Genomic DNA, 22,561 nt, shown 5'->3' with positions numbered 1-22,561 from the left:
CATTAGCTGTTTTTAATCTGACGGCTTTAAATCTTGTCCACTAGTGTCCGAATATGCGGAAACAGATCGCAAGCCAACATGCCACGCTCTCCCTCTTCAGCAGCCATGTCAGCGGCGACGCCATGCACTACAACACCAGCACTGGCAGCATCCATATTGGACATCCCTTGCGCCATAAACGCCGCAATAATGCCCCCTAATACATCACCACTGCCACCGCTAGCTAATCCAGGATTACCCACTGGGGCGACATGACAACGAGTACCATCGTAAATAAGTGTGCCCGCACCTTTCAATACCACAACACCACCATACTTGGCCTGTAGAGCATAAACCGCTGCAAAGCGATCTTGTTCAACGTCTGCAATACTTATCCCCAGTAATCTTGCCGCTTCGCCGCTATGGGGCGTCAACACCCAATGTCGCTGCTTATTAGGCTCAAGTGCCAGTAAATTAAGGGCATCTGCATCCATGACACAGGGCTTGTCACTCAATCCGGTGGCCTTGAGTAAATTGTATCCCCAATCGTGCTTGCCAAGTCCAGGTCCAATTAGCAATACATCGGCCCACCCTAAGCGTTGATATACCTCCATATCAACCAATTCACAGCCCCAAAACATCAGCTCTGGTCGCCCAGCATTGATAATAGGGAGGTGCTGCGGCCTAGAAACCACAGCCACGAGACCTGCTCCGGCGCGTAAACAGCTTTCTCCGGCAAGCCTTGGCGCGCCCGCCATACCAATATCCCCCCCGATCACAGTGACCTTACCACAAGAGCCTTTATGGCTGTTTTTAGCGCGAGTGGGCATGCCTAAATCGGTGACTCGGTGCGCAATATTAATGACGGTAGACGCGGGAAGGTATGGGGTTAATCCAATATCGGCAAACCATAAGTAACCGACGCAATCTCGGGCCTTACCCGTAACAAGCCCCTGCTTTACCGCTCCCATGGTCAATGTCACATCGGCTTTAATCGCCAGTTGCCCAGCTCCTGTATCGGCATTAATGCCCGAAGGTACATCTATAGACAACACCCAAGAAGGCTGCTGATTAACGGCGGTAATGATGGTCGTAAACGTCTCATTGAGCTCACCGTGAAAGCCAGTGCCGAGTAAGCCATCTATCACCACATCTGCCGCTAATAATGCTTGCTGCCAATCCTGCTCTAGGTGACCACCTGCTGCCAAAAATACGGCTTTGGCATAGCTCACGCCTTCACCAATAGGTTCTCGCTCTAAAGCATACAGCTTAACTTGGCAGCCAGCCTCAAGCAAAAGCGTGGCACAGATATAAGCATCAGCCCCATTATTGCCGTATCCAGCTAACACCAAAATATGGCTAGTTAACTTATTTTGCTGTTGCAGTAATGCAAAGGTCGCCTGCCCTGCGCGATCGATTAACCCTAATAAAGATATGTCGCCTGAATGGATAAAATGGGCCTCAGCCTCTCTCACCATTTGAGTCGAATATAATGTTTGTGGTAGCTGTGCATCACAAAACAACATGGGGAGACTCCTAAATACGTTAATAAAACATCCTATGCGCTAGCTAAGGCTTAGCATATTCGATGTTAGATAACATATTGGTCATTAGATTCACGGGTTACTGTAATTATTGAGATAAGTTTGATCTTGCACAAAAAAAATGAGCTAGATAGTAAGGCTTAAGTCTGAAATTTAAGTAAACGTTAGTAGGGCGGGAGTTAAACGATGTGGTGACCTTGAACAATAAAGCAGAGGGGAAGCGCGCCAGAATGAGAACGGTGCTCGTGCTTCAAGCCAATGGCAATAACACCAGATGATGGGCTTAGCCCTAGCAACAAATAACTCGGTAGCTTTAGCCTATTAAACTACCGAGTTTACGATAGAATTTAAATATCATCCATACGAATACAACTATGCACTAAACGCTGCTGTTGAATTTTCTTTACTCGTACCAACTCGCTCATCGCATTTTTCACATCGCCGGGAACGGATGATTCGGCCGTTTTCTGCAGCAGTCCAATCAAACGATTATCTAGATCTAAATGTAATTCCAATAGATCTTCTTCGTTCATATTGGCTTTAGGAACGATATCTTGACAACGTTTGATAAAATCTTCAAACACAATATCGTTGTACCAAAGTTCTAATAATTTAGAGGGGGCCTCTTCGATATAGTCATCTATCTTCTGTGACATCTCTTTTTCATGCTGTTGTAAATACTCAAGCATCAACTTGACGCGTGATGAATCAACCGCACTGTGCAAACGCCCATATAATCGAGCCATTTCTAAGCGACACTTAGAGACATATTCCAATTGTTCATTAAGCTGCTGAAATCTCATCTTACCCTCTCCAATCCAAGCCATTTGACTAGGCGATAATATTGACTCGATTTTATTATGAAGTATTTTGCGGATATTTTTTTGAACAAGGTCATAGTTTACACAGTTCAATCATCTTTATATTAGGTTTCGTTAAAGAAATGGGGCACAAATCACCCAAGTTAAAATTGAACTTATGCAAGACGTTTAAAAAGCAACCACAACAAACAATGCACAATTGAGGCGATAGATGAGGTTAGAAATAGATACCAATGACGTTTAACCTTTATATGGTATCCCTCTTACCTAAATAATAGAATCAGCAGAACTCATATCGCTTAAGATGAGATAATCAAAAATAGGGAAATTGGAACGACATGTCGTGTTAGAAGCACGCCTTACTCTATAAATCAGTAATTTATCTAACTTGAGTTTAAGGGGATAATAAAACCTGAGGGAGATTGGAGCGACATATCGGGTTCGAACCGATGACCTATACCTTGGCAAGGTATCGCTCTACCAACTGAGCTAATGTCGCATAAATCTTTGCATCTATAACATTCGGTAATGTTGTAGATTGTAATTTGGAGCGACATATCGGGTTCGAAATGGATACCGATGACTATACCTTGGTAAGGTATCGCCCTTTTGCTCTAAAAAAGAGTCAGCTGAGCTAATGTCGCAATCAAATTTGGAGCGACATATCGGGTTCGAACCGATGACCTATACCTTGGCAAGGTATCGCTCTACCAACTGAGCTAATGTCGCATAAATCTTTGCATCTATAGCATTTGGTGATGCTGTAGATTGTAATTTGGAGCGACATATCGGGTTCGAACCGATGACCTATACCTTGGCAAGGTATCGCTCTACCAACTGAGCTAATGTCGCATAAATCTTTTTATCTATAGCATTTGGTGATGCTGTAGATTGTAATTTGGAGCGACATATCGGGTTCGAACCGATGACCTATACCTTGGCAAGGTATCGCTCTACCAACTGAGCTAATGTCGCATTTCAATTCTGCTAACGTGAGCTGCTAGCTGAAAGTTGAGGCCGCATTATAGGAGAATTTCGCCCCGCTGCAACCCCTTGCTTTAAAAATTTATACTGATTGATTAAATTTTAAATACTTTATCACGATAAAACTGCAATTCAGCAATAGATTCTTGAATATCGACCAATGCTTGATGGGTACCACGCTTAGTAAAGCCGTCCATTACTTCAGGCTTCCAACGACGAACCAACTCTTTTACCGTACTCACATCAATATTACGATAATGAAAGTAATCCTCAAGTGTTGGCATATAACGGTTCAAAAAGCGTCTATCTTGACCAATACTATTGCCGCACATAGGTGATACACCTTTGGGTACATGTAACGCTAAAAATGCAATCGTTTGTTCAATTGCTTGCGCTTCATTAATGCGGCTTGCTTTAACCCGTTCAATTAAGCCAGACTCACCATGATGTTTCTGGTTCCAATCATCCATGCCTGCCAACACTTCATCTGACTGATTGATCGCAATCACAGGGCCCTCTGCCAGAATATTTAGCTCCTTATCTGTCACAATAGTCGCTATCTCAATGATTCTATCGACACTAGGTTCTAACCCTGTCATCTCTAGATCAACCCAAATCAGATTACTTTCATCTGCAGCCATGTCTCTGCCTTATTATTACGTTTGCCTAAATTCAGGCTTTTTTGTTTAAGACCGTGTATCATACTGCTTTCTTTAGACAACACAAAATAACCTTATTTTGACGATGATTACACTGTGAGTAAAAAGAAACCTTTAAGTCAAGGCCAGCGCCGCCGCATGCGTGCTAACCACGAAAAACGTTTGCAACGCAAAGAGGCGGGTGACGCCGCTCCAGAACTACAAGATAGTTCACTTGGGCCCGAGTTACTCGGCACCGTCATCTCTCGTTTTGGTCAACATGCTGATATCGAAACCGAAGATGGCCAATTAGTCCGCTGTAACATACGCAGAAATATTCAAAGTTTAGTCACTGGCGATAAAGTGATTGTCCGCCTTGCCGTTGAAACCACAGCGACCATAGCCGGCGTTGTCGAAGCGGTGCACCCAAGGCATTCGTCATTGTCTCGACCTGACATGTACGATGGCATCAAAATTATTGCCGCCAATATTGACCAAATATTGATTGTCTCATCGGTAGTACCGAGTTTTACCACCCAAATTATCGACCGTTACCTCGTGGCCGCTGAAGACACTGGTATAGCCCCAGTCATTATCCTCAATAAAATTGACCTACTCAGTGAAGAGGAAGCCCCTCAAGTTGAGGCGGCTTTACGTCGCTACCAAGAAATTGGTTACCCTGTGTATAAAGTCAGCAGCATCGAAGGCGAAGGGGTCGACACGATAAAAGCGCTGCTTAAAGATAAAGTGAGTGTATTTGTCGGCCAATCAGGCGTTGGTAAATCATCATTAATCAATGCGTTATTACCCGACGCTGAATTACTCACTGGCGATGTGTCTGAAAACTCAGGCCTAGGTCAACACACCACCACCACGGCTAAATTACTACACTTCCCCAGCGGCGGTGACCTAGTGGACTCCCCTGGCGTGCGCGAATTCGCTTTGTGGCATCTACCTCCTGAGCGTGTCGGCTGGTGTTTTATCGAATTTAGAGACTATATTGGCACCTGTAAGTTTAGGGATTGTAAACATAAAAACGATCCAGGTTGTGCCATTACCGCTGCGTTTAACGAAGGCAAAATATTCGAAGATAGGTACAACAACTATCATCGCATCATAGACAGCCTCGATGAGCAGCGCCATGCTCGTCATTTTAGAAATGACAGCGACTAACAACAGACAGCAACATAGCCATATTGGATTTTAAGGATAACTAACGTGGACAAACTGAAAATTGCCTTGCAATACATGATGCCAAAACACCTTCTCTCACGCCTAGTAGGCAAGTTGGCGGCAGCAGAGCTAGGTATGGTCACCACTAGCGTCATTAAGTGGTTCATCAAGCAGTACAAAATTGATATGAGCGAAGCCGCCCAAAGTGAACCAGAGGCTTACGCCAGCTTTAACGCATTTTTTACCCGCGCATTAAAACCGGGGATCCGCCCTTTATGTGATGATGACGACTATATCGTCCATCCTGTCGACGGCGCCGTCAGTCAATGTGGATCTATCAAATCGGGACGCATCTTTCAGGCTAAAGGCCATGACTACTCTGCTTTAGCCTTATTGGGCGATCAAGTCGATGATGCTAAGCGCTTTGAAGGGGGCGATTTTGCCACCATCTATCTAGCGCCTAAAGATTACCACCGCATTCATATGCCAATAAAAGGCACCTTATCTAAGATGACCTATGTCCCTGGCGAACTGTTTTCGGTCAATCCGCTAACGGCTGAAAACGTACCGGGGTTATTTGCTCTAAACGAGCGCGTCGTAGCGATATTTGAAACCGAAATTGGTCCTATTGCCATGGTGCTTGTTGGCGCAACGATTGTCGCCAGCATCGAAACGGTCTGGGCTGGCACTGTCACCCCGCCAACGGGTAAAAAAGTCTTCACCTGGGACTACCCAACCGAAGGGCCGGAAGCCTTAACCTTAGATAAGGGTGAGGAAATGGGTCGCTTTAAGCTAGGCAGTACAGTGGTGATGTTATTTGCTAAAGATGCCATTGAAGAGTTTGCCGACGGTGTTAAACCCAAAGCAGTAACGCGCATGGGTCAAGCCTTTGCCAAAATAGACTAACTGCGACATTGAAGCCCAACACTAGCAGCCATCACGGGTTAATCGAACTGCATATTGCCGTCTTACTCTTTGGTGGGACGGCACTGTTTTCTAAATTGATCCCACTGAGTGCCCTCGACATTACCGTGCTGCGCTGTGCTGTTGCTGCCCTTATCTTGGCACTTATTGTTAAAAGCAGCGGTTGCCGCCTTCGCCTTAACGCCCACAAAGATTACCTTATTGCGCTTGGACTTGGGGTTATCGTGAGCCTGCATTGGGTCACCTATTTCGCCTCTATGCAGCTCTCATCTGTGGCCATAGGGATGATTGCCTTTTTTACCTATCCAGTGATGACGGTATTAGTTGAGCCACTGTTTAACGCAAGCCGCCTCAAACGCGCCGATTTGCTAAGCGGTATTAGTGTGCTCTGCGGCGTCAGTTTGTTGATCCCCGAAGCCACTCTCGGCAACGATGTTACTTTGGGGATCATTTTGGGCATACTCTCAGCCATGCTGTTTACCGCTCGTAATATACTCCACAAGCGTTACTTTGCTGAGTATAGCGGCGCCCAAGCTATGCTATATCAAACCGCTGTAGCTGTTGTGTTTTTAATGCCTTGGCACCAAGTTAATATCAGTACCATTAACCAGTCCGTTTGGGGCTTGATAATCCTACTCGGCGTGGTCTTTACCGCAGCGCCACATGCGTTATTTACATCAGCACTACGCCAACTTAGTGCCAAAACTGTCAGTTTAGTTTCCTGCTTGCAACCCTTATATGGTGCGCTATTAGCGTTATGGCTACTGGGTGAAGAGTTAGCGCTAAATACAATCATTGGCGGCGCGCTGGTTGTGATAACAGCCATTTATGAAACGCAACAGAGCCATAAAAATCAGCGAGCGAAAAAACAGTCCAATATGACCTCAGCATAACCAAGGCCATTGCTGAACACAGCAGATCAAAGCGGCCTGTCACGATTCAGTTCAAATTAACCGATCCATCAATATCATTTTCAATCTATATTGGTACTATATAGCGGTCTATCCATGTATTAATGCCAACTAAAAGCAGATTATGTCTCGTATTTTACTCATTTTTCTATGCGTTCTATCTTTTGCAGCCACTGCTAACTCGCCGCTATCGCTTAACAAGCATTTAGGGATAGGCCAAAACACGAATACCACAACAAAAACCCCCGAAGAACAACTAGCCTTACTTGAGCAGCAGATCACTGAGCAGCGTGAACTGCAAAGTAATTTCGAGGCGCTGCAGCATCAATATCAAAACAAAAAAAATGATATCAGCAAACAAATAGAGCAGGCTTCTAAACCCTTAAGTTGGCAACCACAACAAGATTTAAGCCAACAAGCCTCTATGGCCTATCTGCGCCTATCAGAGCTAAAAGAGATCGAAGCCAGCCTAGGGCAACAAATTAACGAACTCATCAAACGACAGCATCAACTGCCCACCATTATTACTCAGGCCAATAGCACGTTAGCCCAGCACACTCGCACCAGTAGTAGTCACGAAACTAACATAACCGAGGCTCAGAGTCGGCTCTACCGCCAGACACTGTCAACATTGGAATCAGAGCTCGCCAGCAGCCAAAAGCAGATCGCCCTCACCCAACAACAGTTAACCTTAGTGCGCCGCCAATTGATCCAGCAAGAACAGCTAATAGAAAAACTGAATGCGGCCATTTCAGTGCAACGCCATAAAACCACGGCTGCCACCATCGCAGCCAGCCAAATTGAAACCTCGACAACCGATGATGCTCTCGCGCTGGCGCTTAATGAACAAAACCAAGCCTACGGCGAACAACTGCAGCAACTCACCTATCAGATGAGTGAAGTGGCCACTAAACAGGAAGAAGCTGAAACCCAGTACCAGATGCAGGCCAAGCAGTTGAGTAATATTCAGCAGCAAATAGGCTTAGTCAAACTTAACTCTGCGTTTGGCGAGCGCTTTTTACGCATTCTATCGTCACTACCTAAACCGCCAAACCAAGACATTATCAGCAATGAAATCGCCAATGCTCGTCTTGAACGCTACCAAGTAGAGCAAGATATTACCCTGCATGCCAGCCTCAATACTGGCACAGGCGAGCACACACCATTACAAGCTAAGCTTTTGCAATCGCAACATAAATTGCAGCAACAACTACTGGAAAACTACGACCTGTATATTGGCGAGCTAGCCGAACTGCGGGTGATATATGAGCAACTCAATCAGCAGTATAAAAATCTAAAAACAACCCTTAACGAACATCTGTTCTGGGTTGCTAATGCCAATAGCATTGACCGGTTTTGGTTTAGCGATCTGCTGCAGAGTAGCCAATGGCTGTTAACACAAGCTCCTTGGCATCAGATTACCGACTCCTTTAGTGAGCAAAGCACACTGTGGTCTTGGTGGATCATCTTATTCATCTTATGCCTAGTGCTACAGGATCTAGTCACACCCAGTTTTAATAAAGCCATGACCCACAACGCGGCATTTGTGGGCAACGTGACCCAAGATAAGTTTATCTACACTATAACCGCCCTCTTTATTTCGATTTGTTATAGCGCCATTAAACCCTTGCCATTACTACTTAGTGGTCTGATTTTATATTACTCAGAACATAACTTAGTGTCATCGGTTGGCATGGGGATCTTAGCCATCGCCGCCCTGTATCTGTTATATCAATTCACCGATCTACTCGCCTTAGAAAAAGGGGTATTAATTGGTCATTTCAAAGGAGATGCCAACACTATTCATGCAGGGCAGCAACGGCTACGCACTTTTACATTAATGACCATGCCTATTATTGGCGTGCTCGGCTTTACCGAAGTGTTAGAAACGTCGATGATCCGTAACAGTTTAGGCCGCGGTGCCTTTATTGTGTTCGCCATCATGCTATTTTGGTTTTATATCGATATTTTACAGTTATCTAAGCAGCAACGTCTTTACCATCAAGATGATAAAAACAAACGTTTACTGCAAAAAACACTCTGGGCCGTGCTGTTATTGCTGCCGCCCGCATGTGCAATATTAGCGTTTAGAGGATATTACTTCACCGCTTTCCAAATGTTGTTACAACTTCAACTGTCATTGATCTTGTCGTTGAGCTTTATGTTGCTCTATCAACTGATTAAACGCTGGATGTTGATTGAACGCCGGCGCATCGCCTTTCACCGTGCAAAAGCCAAGCGCGCCGAAATATTGGCCCAACGGGAAAAAGATGACGACAGCGCCAATAATGAACAAGGTGACACCTACGAGGAGCCCGTGGTCGATCTTGAAACCATCTCGAGTCAATCATTAGGCTTGGTGCGCTCATTATTGACCCTTGCTTTCTTAATCAGTTTAATTGGACTCTGGACTCAAACCCACAGCGCCATCTTCTCGTTTTTGGATGGTATCACCCTCTGGACCAGCTCGACCGTGATCGATGGCATCTCTCAGCAGCAGCCTATCACGCTTAAATCGTTACTGCTGGGACTAATTATTGTTGGCTTTTCATTAATGATTGCCACTAATTTACCCGGTCTACTGGAACTGATGATCCTTCAGCGGCTCGATTTAACCCCAGGTACGGGTTTCGCTCTTACTACTGTAAGCCGTTATTTAGTCGTATTTTTTGGTGTATTAAGTGGTTTTTCTACCTTAGGAATGGAGTGGTCTAAACTGCAGTGGCTAGTGGCAGCGCTCTCGGTCGGTCTGGGTTTTGGCTTACAAGAAATTTTCGCAAACTTTATATCGGGCCTTATCATCTTGTTCGAAAAACCGGTGAGGATTGGAGATACGGTCACGATTCGTGACTTAACTGGCACTGTCAGTAAAATTCAGATCCGCGCCACCACCATTGTCGATTGGGATCGCAAAGAGATCATTGTGCCCAATAAAGCATTTATTACCGAGCAGCTAATCAACTGGTCATTATCCGACCCAATCACTCGAGTGATTGTTTACGTGTCGGTCGCCCGAGACTCAGATCCAGCCCGGGTAGAAGCGGCACTGTATCAAGCCGTTAAAGAGTGCGATGAAGCACTGACGATTCCTGAGCCAGAAGTCTGGTTTGCAGGCTTTGGTAAGCACACCCAAGATTACGAAATTCGTGCCTATGCTAAAGACATGAATACCCGCTGGCCACTGCGTCACAAACTACATAAACAAGTAAATAAGAAACTCAAAGAAAACAATTTAGAACTCGCTTACCCGCAGCTTGAAGTGCATATTAACAGTGGCCAAAGCAAAGAAACTCAGGGGTTGATTAGAAACTAATGCAGGTATTTGCTCATCGAGGGGCTAGCGGTTATGCGCCAGAAAATACCCTAGCCGCGATTAAAAAAGCTGTGCAACTTGGGAGCATGGCTATCGAAATTGACGTGCACAATGTCGAAGGCCAACTGTATGTATTTCATGATAGACGCCTCGACGGTATAAGCACTGGCACTGGGCTCATCGAAGAGGTGAGCCAGGCCTATTTAGCCACGGTACGCGTCGGTGCCGAGCCCATTCCCACCTTGTGGGAAATACTGGCTTATCTGCAACACTTCGACTGTATCGTTAATATTGAGCTCAAGGGAATGAACTCACTGACGCCATTTTTAAGCTTGTACCCTAACATCTTATCAAAACTAAATTTTAGCGCCGATAAGCTATTGATATCTTCGTTTAATCACCACTTTGTTGCCAGCGTTAAACAGCAGTTTCCTCAAGCCTTGGTGGCGCCGCTCATTGAAGGTATTCCTGTTGATAATGCCGCCTTAGTGAGCCAGTTACAGGCTTATTCACTGCACCTCAGTTTGAGCTTTATCACCTCAGACATAGTGATTGATGCCCATCAGCGCGGAGCTAAAGTTTATGTTTATACCGTCGATGATGCGGCAGATATCGCCTATTTAGCTAAACTTGGCGTTGATGGAATTTTTAGTAACTATCCTGATATTAGTCAGCAAGTTATCGAGCAGCTTAGCAGAAAAGCGCATACACTATACTCATCCATTCAGGTAACATAACTCAGTTATGCTTGCCAAGTTAACCCACCAGGCCAAGCATGCTCGCTATGACCGCCTAATTAACGCGACAACGCCAATGATAATGGGGACTAGCCATGGAACATAAACTGCTGCTGCTGACCAGTGACAACCCAAAGTATCGCCAACTGCTCGACTCCTGTCATCTCCCACAACTGACGTTACTAGACGATGATCCTAGCAGTATTCTCAGCGCGAATATTTGGTTGGCAGAGCCCCCATTAGCGGCGCCACTTGTGGGTCACGCGCAGCAATTGACTTGGATGCAATCAACCTATGCGGGTGTCGACCCCTTAGTCAAACCTCGTCTACGCCGTGATTACCAGCTCACTAACATTAAAGGAATATTTGGCCCTTTAATGAGTGAATATCTATTTGGCTACTTGCTGGCTCATCAACGTCAACATAAACAGTATCAGTCACAACAGGCGGATAAAATATGGCGCCCCAGCAGCTTTAAAACCTTGCAAGGGCAAAAGTTATTGCTCTTAGGCACGGGCAATATTGCCAAGCATATTGCCCACACAGGCAAACATTTCGGAATGCAGGTAACCGGAATTAACCGCGGTGCCAAACCAACGACTGGATTCGATAAGGTCGATACCCTCGCCAATCTACCCAGCCATATTGCCCAGGCCGATGCCATTGCCGCGATCCTGCCTAGCACGCCAGATACCCGAGGCATTTTAGACAGCCAAATGCTCAGCATGATTAAAAATGAAGCCATTTTATTTAATCTTGGGCGAGGTGATGTACTCGATCTCGATGCGCTATATCAACAACTACTACAGCGACCCAAGCAACAAGCGATTTTAGATGTGTTCAATCAAGAGCCGTTACCCGCCAACCATCCCATATGGTCATTAAGCAATGCTACCATCACCCCACATATCGCGGCTCCAAGCCGACCTGAACAAGTGGTGGAAATCTTTGCCGCTAACTATCACCACTTCATCAAGGGGCAAGCGCTCAGCCATTTAGTCAACTTTGAACGCGGCTATTGATATAAAAGTAAGACTAAGCGGTGCACCTCACCGCTCAATTAGCTAGCTCAGTTAGGCAGCTAAGCTTAGCGGCATTGACGAGTGCTCAATGCTGGCAAGGCGCACGTAACACCTAAGCCATAGCCCCGACATTGAATAGCGACTCAGCCTCAGTTATTAACAATCTGCTATTAAAAATCCGCCTGTAGCCATTATATTTGCGCCAAAGCCCAACCAGCAGCCCATCAAAACGCGCTAACATCGCGTCTGGTTTTTTAATAGCTGAACCTTACAGCATAAATACTAGCTATAACTTAAAGTTATTAGTATTGAGAATCGTTTTCATTTACACTTTCATGCATCACTATAGAGAGAGCCATAGTATGTACGTTTGTTTATGCCATGCCATTACCGATACTCAGATTAAACAAGCTGTTGATCAGGGAGATACCTCTTTGGCCGATCTCAAAAAACGCTTGGGTGTAGGTAGTCAATGCGGTAAATGTACCCGCATGGCCAGCGAGATCATTCAAGCGAGATTAGATGTTACGCCTAACTTCTACGAAGTGGCTTAATCGACTCATCAGCCATACTGTGACAGACCCACAAACAAAGCTTATACCGTCAGCTAACTCCGGAGTTAGCCGACGGTGCAAATCCTTAGATATAAAAATTAGACATAAAAATGACCAACAAAAAAGCTGCTTAAAAGCAGCTTTTTTTGTTATCTCGCTATTTGCTATCTCACTCAGGACTTAGAGCACTTAGAGCACTTAGACTAAGACCTAAAGCGACCTAAAGCACTAAGAACCTAAAACGGCTTAAAGTACTGGCTCATCAGCACCGAGTTCCACCTTATCGACACGTTGTAAACCGCGCGGTAACTTAGCGCCACGGCGGCCACGTTCACCACGATAATGCTCAAGATCGCTAGGTTTTAAGGTCAACTTACGCTTACCCGCCCACAAGGTGACGGCAGTGTCTTCAGGCACTACGTGCAAGTGCATCAGTAGTTCTTCACGGTTTTTTGCGCGCTCGCTCGGAATACCGATGATTTTATTACCTTTACCTTTAGACAGTTGTGGCAGTGCATCTACTGAAAACAGTAGCATCCGCCCTTCGTTGGTGATCGCTAAAATCGACTCACGACGAGACTTATCGACCCGTTTAGGTTGCAGCACTTTGGCATTCGCAGGCAAACTTAATAGGGCTTTACCCGCCTTATTACGCGACACCATATCTTTGTAGTCACCAATAAAACCGTAACCGGCATCGCTAGCCAGCAAGAAACATTGCCCATCTTCCCCCATCAAAGCATGTTCAATGGTTTCACCTGGCGACAATTGGAAGCGCGTGGTTAATGGCTCACCCTGGCTACGCGCCGACGGTAAGGTGTGGGTATCGGTGGCAAATGCCCTGCCAGTACTGCCAATAAACACGGTGGCATTATTGCTGCGCCCTGAGGCGGCGCAGAGAAAACCATCCCCCGCCTTATAAGAGAGTGTTGTAGGGTCGATATCATGTCCCTTGGCACAACGTACCCAGCCTTTTTCCGATAAGACCACAGTCACCGCTTCGGCTGGGACTAACTCTTGCTCGCTTAAGGCTTTAGACTCTTGACGTTCGACCAGTGGTGAACGACGAGCGTCGCCATAGGTTTCTGCATCTTGCTTAAGCTCTTTTTTGATTAAGGTTTTCATGCGACGCTCTGAGCCAAGCAGCAGCTCGAGCTTTTCACGTTCGGCTTCGAGTTCGCTCTGCTCCGCCTTAATCTTCACTTCTTCTAATTTGGCTAAATGGCGCAGTTTTAAATCGAGGATGGCATTGGCTTGCTCATCACTCAAACTAAAGCGCGACATCAACTCTGTTTTGGCATCGTCATGATAACGGATGATCTCAATCACTTCATCAATATTGAGGAAGGCGATCATCAAGGCATCAAGAATATGTAATCTTGCCTGCACCTTATCGAGTCGGTGTTCTAGGCGCCGTCTGACGGTGCTCATCCTAAACTCTAACCACTCGCTAAGAAGCTGCTTAAGCCCTTTAACCTGCGGACGACCGTTGAGCCCCAACACGTTTAAGTTGACCCTAAAGTTCTTTTCCAGATCGGTAGTGGCAAATAAGTGCGCCATAAGTTGATCGCAATCGACGCGATTAGAGCGAGGCACAACCACCATACGTACAGGACTTTCATGATCTGACTCATCACGTAAGTCGGCGACCATAGGCAGCTTCTTGGCCTGCATCTGCGCGGCTATCTGCTCTAAAATCTTACCGCTACTGGCTTGGTGTGGCAGTGCGGTGATCACTATCTCACCCGCTTCGATTGTGTACACGGCGCGCGCTTTAATCGAGCCACGACCAGTACTGTAAATTTTAGCGATATCGGCTCTAGGCGTGATAATTTCCGCTTCTGTCGGATAATCAGGCCCCGGAACCAACTCCATAATGCGTTCAAGTTCGGTCTTAGGGTTATCCAAGAGTTCGATACAGGCATCGACTAATTCACGCGCGTTATGGGGCGGTACATCCGTCGCCATCCCCACCGCTATCCCGGTAATACCGTTAAGTAAAATATGCGGTAAACGGGCTGGTAACACCAGCGGCTCTTTCATGGTGCCGTCGAAGTTAACCCCCCAATCGACAGTGCCGTGACCCAGCTCGGTGAGCAACACTTCAGAGAATTTCGATAAACGCGCCTCGGTATAACGCATGGCGGCAAACGATTTAGGATCATCGGGTGCCCCCCAGTTACCTTGACCGTCAACCAGCGGATAACGATATGAGAATGGCTGAGCCATCAATACCATGGCTTCATAACAGGCGCTATCACCATGAGGGTGGTATTTACCCAATACGTCACCGACGGTACGAGCCGATTTTTTATGCTTAGACTGCGCCGATAAGCCCAGCTCACTCATGGCATAAATAATACGCCGCTGCACTGGCTTTAATCCATCGCCAATATGCGGTAATGCACGGTCCATGATGACGTACATAGAGTAATTGAGATACGCTTCCTCTGTAAAACGCCTCAGGGGCATCTGCTCGACACCATCGAGACTCAAATCTATCGCATCACTCATTGGTTTGGATCCTGTTGTTCACTCGGTTCACTCTCATTGACGCCGTTATCTTTATAAAACAGTCGATAAACATTGCCTTTAAAATCATCAGAAATATAGATAGCCCCATCGGGAGCTGACAGCAAAGCGTAAGGTCTAGCGACCGGGAATTCACCATCTAGAAAGCTCACCACGGTTTGTCGATCTACTATCTCATCGCCCGCAAGCGTCAGCATAGTGACCTGATAGCCAATTTTACTCGACCGGTTCCACGAGCCATTTTCGGCAACAAACATCTGCTCATGGTATTTTGCCGGAAACTGCTTACCACGATAAAACTGCAATCCCATTGGCGCGACATGAGCGGGTAATTCAAACACTGGCGGGGTCACTTTTAACCCTTTAGGTTTCTCATAAGCAGGTTCCTCCACGTCAGTCGCATGAATATAGGGAAAGCCATAGTGACTACCAACGGTATCGACGCGATTAATCTCATCGGGGGGCAATCGGTCACCCATCCAATCGCGACCGATATCGGCAAACCACAATTTATTATCATCTGGCGCCCAATCAAAACCGGTCACATTACGCAAGCCTGTCGCCACCTGCTGGCTACTGCCGGTGTTAACATCGATAGCAATAATACTGCCAAACGGCGCCGGTGCTTCACACACATTACAGGGTGCGCCAATGGCAACGTATAAGCGGCCATCTGGCCCAAAACGCATCGCACGGTGGCTCTTGTTAGTTTTGCCCGGTAAGCGGTTATACACCTCTTTGCCGCGATTAGGGCGACGTAAGCGATTTTCAACATCCACATAGCGAATAATGCGCGAACTTTCAGCTACGTAGAGATCGCCATCGTGAAAAGCTATCGCCTCAGGGTAATGCAGATCTTTGGCGACAATATAGCGCTTATCGACCCGACCATCGGCATTACTGTCCACTAGCGCATGAATAACTCCCGTCTTATAGGAGCCAACGAATAAGGTTCCCTTGTCCCCTAAGGCCATCTGCTTAGCATCGCCCAGATCTGCGGCATATAATGAGAGCCCAAAACCTTTAGCCACGGTGATCATAATCGACTGCCGATCGGCCTTGGCTCCTGCTGCCATAACCATGACGACCATAGCTATAAACAGCTTAAAAGATAAAGTAGTTATCGTTTTATTTTTCATTATCTTAAGTTCATCTGCCTATACAATCTCTGAGCCATAATTCAGGTTATAACTGAGCCATATCCCCTTTGGTCTCTAACCATGCTTTTCGATCACCCGAGCGTTTTTTCGCTAACAACATATCCATCAGTGCCATAGTATCATCGGCCTCATCAATGGTTAACTGTACCAAACGGCGAGTGTTCGGATCCATTGTGGTTTCGCGCAGTTGTAACGGATTCATCTCGCCCAAACCTTTGAAGCGAGTCACTTGTACTTTGCCTTTCTTTTTCTCGGCGGCGATACGGTCTAAAATCCCCTGCTTTTCCGCCTCATCGAGGGCATAAAAGACCTCTTTACCCACATCGATACGAAACAGTGGTGGCATCGCCACATAGATATGGCCTTTTTCTACTAACACTCTGTAATGCTTCATAAACAGTGCGCACAGCAAGGTCGCGATATGTAATCCGTCGGAATCAGCATCGGCCAGTATACAAATTTTGCCATAACGCAATTCAGAAATATCACTACTGTCGGGATCGCAGCCTATCGCCACCGAGATATCATGCACCTCCTGCGAGGCCAATACCTGCGAGGCATCCACTTCCCACGTGTTTAAAATCTTACCGCGCAAAGGCATGATAGCTTGAAACTCACGGTCTCTCGCCTGTTTAGCACTACCACCCGCCGAGTCACCTTCGACCAAAAATAGCTCGCCACGCATAGGATCTTGGCCGCTACAATCGGTAAGCTTGCCGGGTAAGGCTGGGCCTGATGTGACTTTTTTGCGCGCCACCTTCTTAGCCGCTTTTAACCGTTTCTGCGCATTATTAATACACATATCGGCTAAGGCTTCAGCCTGCTCTGTATGGGTATTAAGCCATAAACTAAAGGCGTCACGCACAATACCAGAAACAAATGCGGCGCTCTGGCGGCTAGAGAGTTTTTCTTTGGTTTGTCCTGCAAATTGAGGATCTTGCATCTTAATCGACAAGATATAACTACTGCGGTCCCAAATATCTTCGGGCGAGAGCTTGATACCACGCGGGATCAGATTACGAAACTCACAAAACTCACGCATCGAGTCGAGCAAGCCTTGCCTAAAACCGTTGACATGAGTACCACCAAGCGGCGTGGGAATAAGGTTAACATAGCTTTCGTTAAGATAATCGCCGCCCTCTGGCAGCCAAGTTATCGCCCAATCAACCGCTTCGGTATTGCCGACCATGGTGCCAATAAACGGCTCTTTGGGTAAGGTTTCAGCCCCATTAATCGACGCTTGCAGATAATCGGTTAAGCCACTTTCATAAAACCACTCTTCGCTTTCACCAGTTTGTTTATTGGTGAATTTAATGCGTAGTCCTGGGCACAATACCGCTTTGGCACGCAGTAAATAAACCAGTTTTGGGATAGAGAAATTGACCGAATCAAAATAGCTGGCGGTAGGCCAAAAATGCACCCGAGTGCCCGTATTACGTCTGCCGCAGGTGCCGGTGACCTTAAGGTCTTCAACCTTATCGCCATGCTCGAACGCCATTTCATAGACTTCGCCGCCACGTCTTACGCTGATTTCAACGCGATCTGACAGGGCGTTGACCACCGAGATGCCCACCCCGTGCAAGCCTCCTGAAAACTGGTAGTTATCGTTAGAAAACTTACCGCCAGCATGCAGCTTAGTTAAGATCAATTCGACCCCAGAAATCCCCTCTTCTGGATGGATATCAACGGGCATACCACGACCATCATCAATAACTTCCAGCGAGTTATCTTTATGAAGGATCACGTCAATTTTAGTTGCGTGGCCTGCCAGCGCCTCATCCACACTGTTATCGATCACCTCTTGTCCTAAATGGTTCGGACGTGTGGTGTCGGTATACATGCCGGGTCTACGCTTAACAGGGTCGAGTCCATTAAGTACTTCAATTGCATCTGAGGTGTATTGATTTGTCATGGCACACACATATGGTTATTCAGGCCTTATTGCGGCCCTACATGTCTATTTATTAAGAAACAGGAACTGGCAGATCCTATCCAACTGTTGTTCATAGCCGATAAAACTATGGTCACCACCCGCCTCTATTAGCAGCTGACAACAATGGTATTTATTCACTGCTTGTTGGTAATCGAGCACCTCGTCACCGGATTGTAATAATACAAGAAATCGCTCAGGATTCAGAATAACCTCGGTATCATACAGTGCAACCTCTTGTTTATGCTCGGGTAATATTTGATACGTTTCGTCAGTATACGGATTGTACTGTTGACCAATAAAATCATCAAATAATGCATAAGGAGTAACGGCCGGATTAATGAGCACCGCTCTACCACCGTAGGTTTCAGCGAGGTAACTGGCAAAGTACCCCCCCAATGATGAGCCAATAAAATGCAGCGACTCCCCTTTAGCGAGTGCTTGTTCGACAATCTCTATCAGTAATGTCATCGCGGCGGCGGGAGTGGCGGGTAACTGCGGTTGAAAAAAAGAGAGTTGTGGAAAATGCTGAGCAATATATCGAGCGGTCACCAGCCCTTTGTCTGACTGAGGGGAGCTATTGAAGCCATGGAGATAGAGCAGCATATTTCCTCGATAACTATTGCTATTATTTAACTCGCGATACCAACGCTAACGACACAGAACAAATCAAAAGGTACCGACAGAGAGAGTAAGTGCCACGATGCTAACATTGGCAGCGCAATTCACCAAATAAAGCTTTAGCTCCAATCAAGCATCATCCTGATGCTGCGCTAGTATGAGAAGAAATTAATAACCACTTGACTCATGATCGGGAGAAAACTTATTACCAGGAACCCGGTAAACATTGGTCAATATACCACCATCACTTTTTAGTTCCAGTAATCGATATCCTGGCTGCTGTGCATCTAATGCAAAATAAGGTGACTTAGGTTTAAATTGAATACAGGTGGAAGGTGTTGCCATTAAACGCATGGTGCCATGCTCAGTGGGATGAGTTTGATCTAGGCTTTGATGCACATGCCCCCACAGCAATCCCTTAACCTGAGGTAACTTAGCGACCCTGGCAATAAAATCTGAGCCATTATCCATGCAGTGTTGATCCAGCCACTGACAGCCCACCAAAATTGGATTGTGGTGCATCACCAGTAAGGTGTGTTTATCTGGCTGCGCCGCGACCGCAGACTCTATCAAGGCCAGCTGAGTCTCGGCCATGTGGCCCCCAGGCTTTCCCCTAACAGTGGAGTCCAACATGATAATTTGCCAGTTACCTGCCAAAATGCGTTGCTCGCCATACACTCGAGGCCCTTGCATATGCAGATGCATCACCCTAGGGTCGTCATGATTACCGGGTAAATAATGGCAAGGTAAATTAAGCGGTACAATTGCACGCACAAAATTATGATAAGACTCGTGCGAGTAATCCTGACTGATATCCCCCGTCGCCAACATCAGATGCGCCGGATAATCAACCGCCTTTATGGTATTAAGCACAGCATCTAAGCTATTTGCGGTATTAACGCCTAAAAGCTGAGCTTCGCGATCGGCAAACAGGTGCGGATCGGTCACTTGAACCAGTCTAACGCTCTCACCGTCACCAATAGAATAAGAGATAGCCTCTTTTAGCACATTAAAACCCTAAAATGTGGACTGACAAATAATCCTGACATGATTGTCAATCTGTAGTAACTCTTCAAGAAAAGCATTTACCTGGTACTTTTCGTCTCTATGATACATACGTATATTTGGGTAATCATATACTGGTCTTAAGCGATAAATCTGTCGACTAGTTAACACTTCTGCTAATTTAGCATCATGATAAACACGAACGACAACCTTAGGGGTATCAATTAATTGCACTGAGTCGATAGCCCGGGAGATTTCAATCAATTGGGTATATTGGGTATTTTCGAGCAACTTAACGTCTAAACTGCCAAAATCACCATCGACTTGCCAACAAAATCCCTGCTCGCAAGAGGCTGGTAGCCAACGCAATATATTAAAGTAATTTCGGCTACATAACGCCAAAAAGCGACTGACGTCCACTTGGTAGCTATTGTGCCGCTTGTTTAACGAAACTGTCACAGCCCTTCTCTTAATTTATGGTAATTTAATTGCAGCCATTGCAAGCCAATCATAGTCGAGGCGTTATTTATCACCCCATCACATAATAGCTGATACGCCGCTTCGCGCGACATCACATGTACCTTGATATCTTCATGCTCTTCACTGATCCCATGAATACCACTTGCAAGGCTCGCGTCCACCTTCGCCCAATAAAAGTCAAAGCGTTCGCTACTGCCGCCTGGACTAGCAAAGTAGTCACACACCCGCACCATTTTATTTGCCACCAGTCCCGCTTCTTCTCTTAGCTCTCGATGTGCCACTTGCTCGGCTGACTCACCAGGCTCAATCATGCCAGCCACTAACTCAAACAGCCATGGTGTTGAGGCATCCGCCACAACAGGAATCCGAATTTGCTCAATCAACACCACTTTATCGCTAACGGGATCATAGGGCAGAACCACCACAGCATGACCACGCTCAAACACCTCTCGAGTCACGGGTTCGCTCCAACCACCAGCAAATAACCTATGCTTAAAACGGTACTCGTCAACGCGAAAAAATCCTTGATATACAGTATGCTGACTCAGCATCTCAATATCATCACGGCTAAATTTCTGCTTCATCCACTTTCCTTTGAGTTATTTTGATGACGGTTAAGGGCTGCAGGGTAGGTAAATATAGCATGTCGCCCCCCAAAAATTGCAGACATAAAATCAAAAACTGTTACACTTCATAGTTGACTTAAAATTGGTTAATTTCTTAATATCTTAGTATCTTAACCTTACAAGTTTAGATGTATCGGGAAGCGTCGGGAAGCGCAAACCGCTTTACTCAAATGATTTGCTGTAAAGCATCACTTAACTTTATTAAGTAAATCGCTCCGCCAAAAGGAGTATTTATGTCTAAAAAAGGACAGGTAATGAAATTTAAGATCCGCACTTTATGTGCAGCCTTGACTCTAACGGCGACAACTTCAGCCGTGCACGCCGACGACCTATTACAAATTTATCAACAAGCACTTACCAGTGATCCTATCGCGCTTCAAGCTCAATCTCAACGCGACAGACTCTACGAGCAGATCGAAGAAAATCGTGCTCCCTTGCTGCCGACACTAAGTGCCAGCGTGGGTTATGGCAAAAGTTGGTCAGATGTGTCCGACAATACCTATAACAGCGGCTTAAATGCCGGCGTGTCATTAAAGCAAGTGGTTTACGATCACAGTGCATGGGTTGGGCTAGATTTAGCGGAACTTGCCGCCACACAGGCCGATGCCGCTTATGCTTCGGTACTACAGAACCTGATTATTCGAGTGACGAGTGCTTACTTTGACGTCTTATCGGCTAAAGATAACTACGAGTTTAAAGGCGCTGAAAAACGCGCAATTGAACGTCAACTAGAGCAAACAAAACAACGTTTTGCGGTAGGCCTTACCGCTATTACCGATGTGCATGAAGCTCAAGCACAGTATGACTTAGCCCGCGCCTCTGAAATCTTAGCGGAAAACCAGTTGATCAACAGCTACGAAGCCTTGCGTGAAATTACCGGTATCGATCATAAATCCATCGATATCTTAGATACCAATCGCTTCACCGCTGTCACGCCAACACCAGCCATGCCAGAAGAATGGTTAAAAATGGCCGAGAGCAACAGTGTTGACCTTATGGCAACTCGTATCGGTAAAGATATCGCTCAGCAGACCATCACGCTTTACAAAGCGGGTCATATGCCATCGCTAAACCTAAGTGCAGGTTACACCACTAATCTTGAGCAAAAGAACCAAATTGGTAATCAGCCTGATGTGGATAATGCCAATGTTGGCCTGACCTTAAGCGTACCGATTTTCGAAGGCTTCAAGGTAAGTTCACAAGTTAATCAAGCACAATATCAGTATGTTGAAGCCAGTGAAAAGATGGAACAAACCTACCGTAAAGTAGTTAAAGATGTGCGTAACAACTTCAATAACGTCGGTGCTTCTATCAGCTCGATCCGTGCTTATGAGCAATCGGTTATCTCATCAGAGAGTGCACTTAAAGCGACCCAAGCAGGTTTTGAAGTGGGGACTCGTACTATTGTTGACGTGCTAAACCGTACCCGTGATTTATACGATTCAAAACGTCAGTTATCGAATGCCCGTTACGGTTACATCAACTCCATTTTAGCGCTAAAACAAGCGGCTGGAACCCTAAATGAAGATGACGTAATTTCGATTAACAGTGGCTTAATCGCCCCCGTTGTCAGCCAGTAAATCGACTAACCATTAGCCATAAAAAAA

The 22,561-nt window shown here is 46.0% G+C and carries 18 protein-coding genes and 5 tRNA genes; 8 read left to right on the top strand and 15 right to left on the bottom strand.

Features of this window, described 5'->3' with window-relative positions:
* Positions 1-26: 26 nt before the first annotated feature.
* The 8 genes from DN599_RS08450 to orn form a co-directional block, all read right to left on the bottom strand.
* The gene (locus DN599_RS08450; RefSeq protein ID WP_110457179.1) at positions 27-1,505 is read right to left on the bottom strand and encodes an NAD(P)H-hydrate dehydratase; all 1,479 of its coding nucleotides are present in this window, start codon (positions 1,503-1,505) and stop codon (positions 27-29) included.
* A gap of 365 nt (positions 1,506-1,870) precedes the next feature.
* The gene (locus tag DN599_RS08445; protein ID WP_110457178.1) at positions 1,871-2,326 is read right to left on the bottom strand and encodes a hypothetical protein; all 456 of its coding nucleotides are present in this window, start codon (positions 2,324-2,326) and stop codon (positions 1,871-1,873) included.
* Positions 2,327-2,767: 441 nt separating this feature from the next.
* A tRNA-Gly gene (locus tag DN599_RS08440) sits at positions 2,768-2,843 on the bottom strand.
* Between the two features lie 47 nt (positions 2,844-2,890).
* Positions 2,891-2,988 (bottom strand) — tRNA-Gly (locus tag DN599_RS18635).
* 9 nt (positions 2,989-2,997) lie between these two features.
* Positions 2,998-3,073 (bottom strand) — tRNA-Gly (locus DN599_RS08435).
* A 47-nt stretch (positions 3,074-3,120) separates the two neighbouring features.
* Positions 3,121-3,196 (bottom strand) — tRNA-Gly (locus tag DN599_RS08430).
* Between the two features lie 47 nt (positions 3,197-3,243).
* A tRNA-Gly gene (locus tag DN599_RS08425) sits at positions 3,244-3,319 on the bottom strand.
* Positions 3,320-3,423: 104 nt separating this feature from the next.
* The gene (orn, locus tag DN599_RS08420; RefSeq protein ID WP_110457177.1) at positions 3,424-3,969 is read right to left on the bottom strand and encodes an oligoribonuclease; all 546 of its coding nucleotides are present in this window, start codon (positions 3,967-3,969) and stop codon (positions 3,424-3,426) included.
* Positions 3,970-4,083: 114 nt separating this feature from the next.
* Between orn and rsgA the strand changes: the two genes are divergently transcribed.
* From rsgA to DN599_RS08385, 7 genes are all read left to right on the top strand, one after another.
* The gene (gene rsgA, locus DN599_RS08415) at positions 4,084-5,139 is read left to right on the top strand and encodes a small ribosomal subunit biogenesis GTPase RsgA (RefSeq protein ID WP_110457176.1); all 1,056 of its coding nucleotides are present in this window, start codon (positions 4,084-4,086) and stop codon (positions 5,137-5,139) included.
* A 45-nt stretch (positions 5,140-5,184) separates the two neighbouring features.
* A complete protein-coding gene (gene asd / locus DN599_RS08410; protein ID WP_110457175.1) occupies positions 5,185-6,045 on the top strand; it encodes an archaetidylserine decarboxylase in 861 nt (286 codons plus the stop codon).
* An 8-nt stretch (positions 6,046-6,053) separates the two neighbouring features.
* The gene (locus tag DN599_RS08405) at positions 6,054-6,956 is read left to right on the top strand and encodes a DMT family transporter (protein WP_110457174.1); all 903 of its coding nucleotides are present in this window, start codon (positions 6,054-6,056) and stop codon (positions 6,954-6,956) included.
* A gap of 142 nt (positions 6,957-7,098) precedes the next feature.
* Positions 7,099-10,287 carry a mechanosensitive ion channel domain-containing protein gene (locus DN599_RS08400; protein WP_110457173.1) on the top strand — a complete coding sequence of 1,063 codons (3,189 nt, stop codon included), beginning with the start codon at positions 7,099-7,101 and terminating at the stop codon, positions 10,285-10,287.
* Positions 10,287-11,024, top strand: coding sequence for a glycerophosphodiester phosphodiesterase (locus DN599_RS08395; protein ID WP_110457172.1), 738 nt, complete (start codon positions 10,287-10,289; stop codon positions 11,022-11,024). The genes DN599_RS08400 and DN599_RS08395 overlap by 1 nt, the downstream gene beginning before the upstream one ends.
* Positions 11,025-11,119: 95 nt before the next feature.
* Positions 11,120-12,046 carry a D-2-hydroxyacid dehydrogenase gene (locus tag DN599_RS08390; RefSeq protein WP_110457171.1) on the top strand — a complete coding sequence of 309 codons (927 nt, stop codon included), beginning with the start codon at positions 11,120-11,122 and terminating at the stop codon, positions 12,044-12,046.
* A 362-nt stretch (positions 12,047-12,408) separates the two neighbouring features.
* A complete protein-coding gene (locus tag DN599_RS08385; protein WP_110457170.1) occupies positions 12,409-12,600 on the top strand; it encodes a bacterioferritin-associated ferredoxin in 192 nt (63 codons plus the stop codon).
* A 246-nt stretch (positions 12,601-12,846) separates the two neighbouring features.
* Here DN599_RS08385 and parC read toward each other — a convergent pair whose 3' ends face one another.
* The 7 genes from parC to nudF all read right to left on the bottom strand — a co-directional run bounded on the left by parC (position 12,847) and on the right by nudF (position 20,912).
* Positions 12,847-15,114 carry a DNA topoisomerase IV subunit A gene (parC, locus tag DN599_RS08380; RefSeq protein WP_110457169.1) on the bottom strand — a complete coding sequence of 756 codons (2,268 nt, stop codon included), beginning with the start codon at positions 15,112-15,114 and terminating at the stop codon, positions 12,847-12,849.
* Positions 15,111-16,214 carry a PQQ-dependent sugar dehydrogenase gene (locus tag DN599_RS08375; RefSeq protein WP_239473282.1) on the bottom strand — a complete coding sequence of 368 codons (1,104 nt, stop codon included), beginning with the start codon at positions 16,212-16,214 and terminating at the stop codon, positions 15,111-15,113. Before DN599_RS08375 ends, parC begins: the two co-directional genes overlap by 4 nt.
* A gap of 103 nt (positions 16,215-16,317) precedes the next feature.
* On the bottom strand, positions 16,318-18,204 hold the full coding sequence (gene parE / locus DN599_RS08370) for a DNA topoisomerase IV subunit B (protein WP_110457167.1): 1,887 nt from the start codon (positions 18,202-18,204) through the stop codon (positions 16,318-16,320).
* Between the two features lie 45 nt (positions 18,205-18,249).
* Positions 18,250-18,828 carry a YqiA/YcfP family alpha/beta fold hydrolase gene (locus DN599_RS08365; protein WP_110457166.1) on the bottom strand — a complete coding sequence of 193 codons (579 nt, stop codon included), beginning with the start codon at positions 18,826-18,828 and terminating at the stop codon, positions 18,250-18,252.
* A gap of 183 nt (positions 18,829-19,011) precedes the next feature.
* Positions 19,012-19,851 (bottom strand): 3',5'-cyclic-AMP phosphodiesterase, encoded by an 840-nt coding sequence (cpdA, locus tag DN599_RS08360; protein ID WP_110457165.1) that lies wholly within the window; start codon positions 19,849-19,851, stop codon positions 19,012-19,014.
* A 9-nt stretch (positions 19,852-19,860) separates the two neighbouring features.
* Complete coding sequence (locus DN599_RS08355; protein WP_110457164.1) at positions 19,861-20,307, bottom strand: DUF1249 domain-containing protein; 447 nt, start codon at positions 20,305-20,307, stop codon at positions 19,861-19,863.
* Entirely contained in the window at positions 20,304-20,912 is a 609-nt protein-coding gene (nudF, locus tag DN599_RS08350; RefSeq protein ID WP_110457163.1) for an ADP-ribose diphosphatase, read from the bottom strand. The genes DN599_RS08355 and nudF overlap by 4 nt, the downstream gene beginning before the upstream one ends.
* Positions 20,913-21,208: 296 nt before the next feature.
* Here nudF and tolC point away from each other — a divergent pair, with 296 nt between their 5' ends.
* A complete protein-coding gene (gene tolC / locus DN599_RS08345; RefSeq protein ID WP_110457516.1) occupies positions 21,209-22,534 on the top strand; it encodes an outer membrane channel protein TolC in 1,326 nt (441 codons plus the stop codon).
* Positions 22,535-22,561: the final 27 nt, after the last annotated feature.

Origin of the sequence: Shewanella algidipiscicola (genome assembly GCF_900380485.1) — a bacterium.
GTDB lineage: Bacteria > Pseudomonadota > Gammaproteobacteria > Enterobacterales > Shewanellaceae > Shewanella > Shewanella algidipiscicola.
The sequence above is the reverse complement of the archived record's forward strand: the minus strand, read 5'-3'. Positions and strand labels throughout refer to the sequence as shown.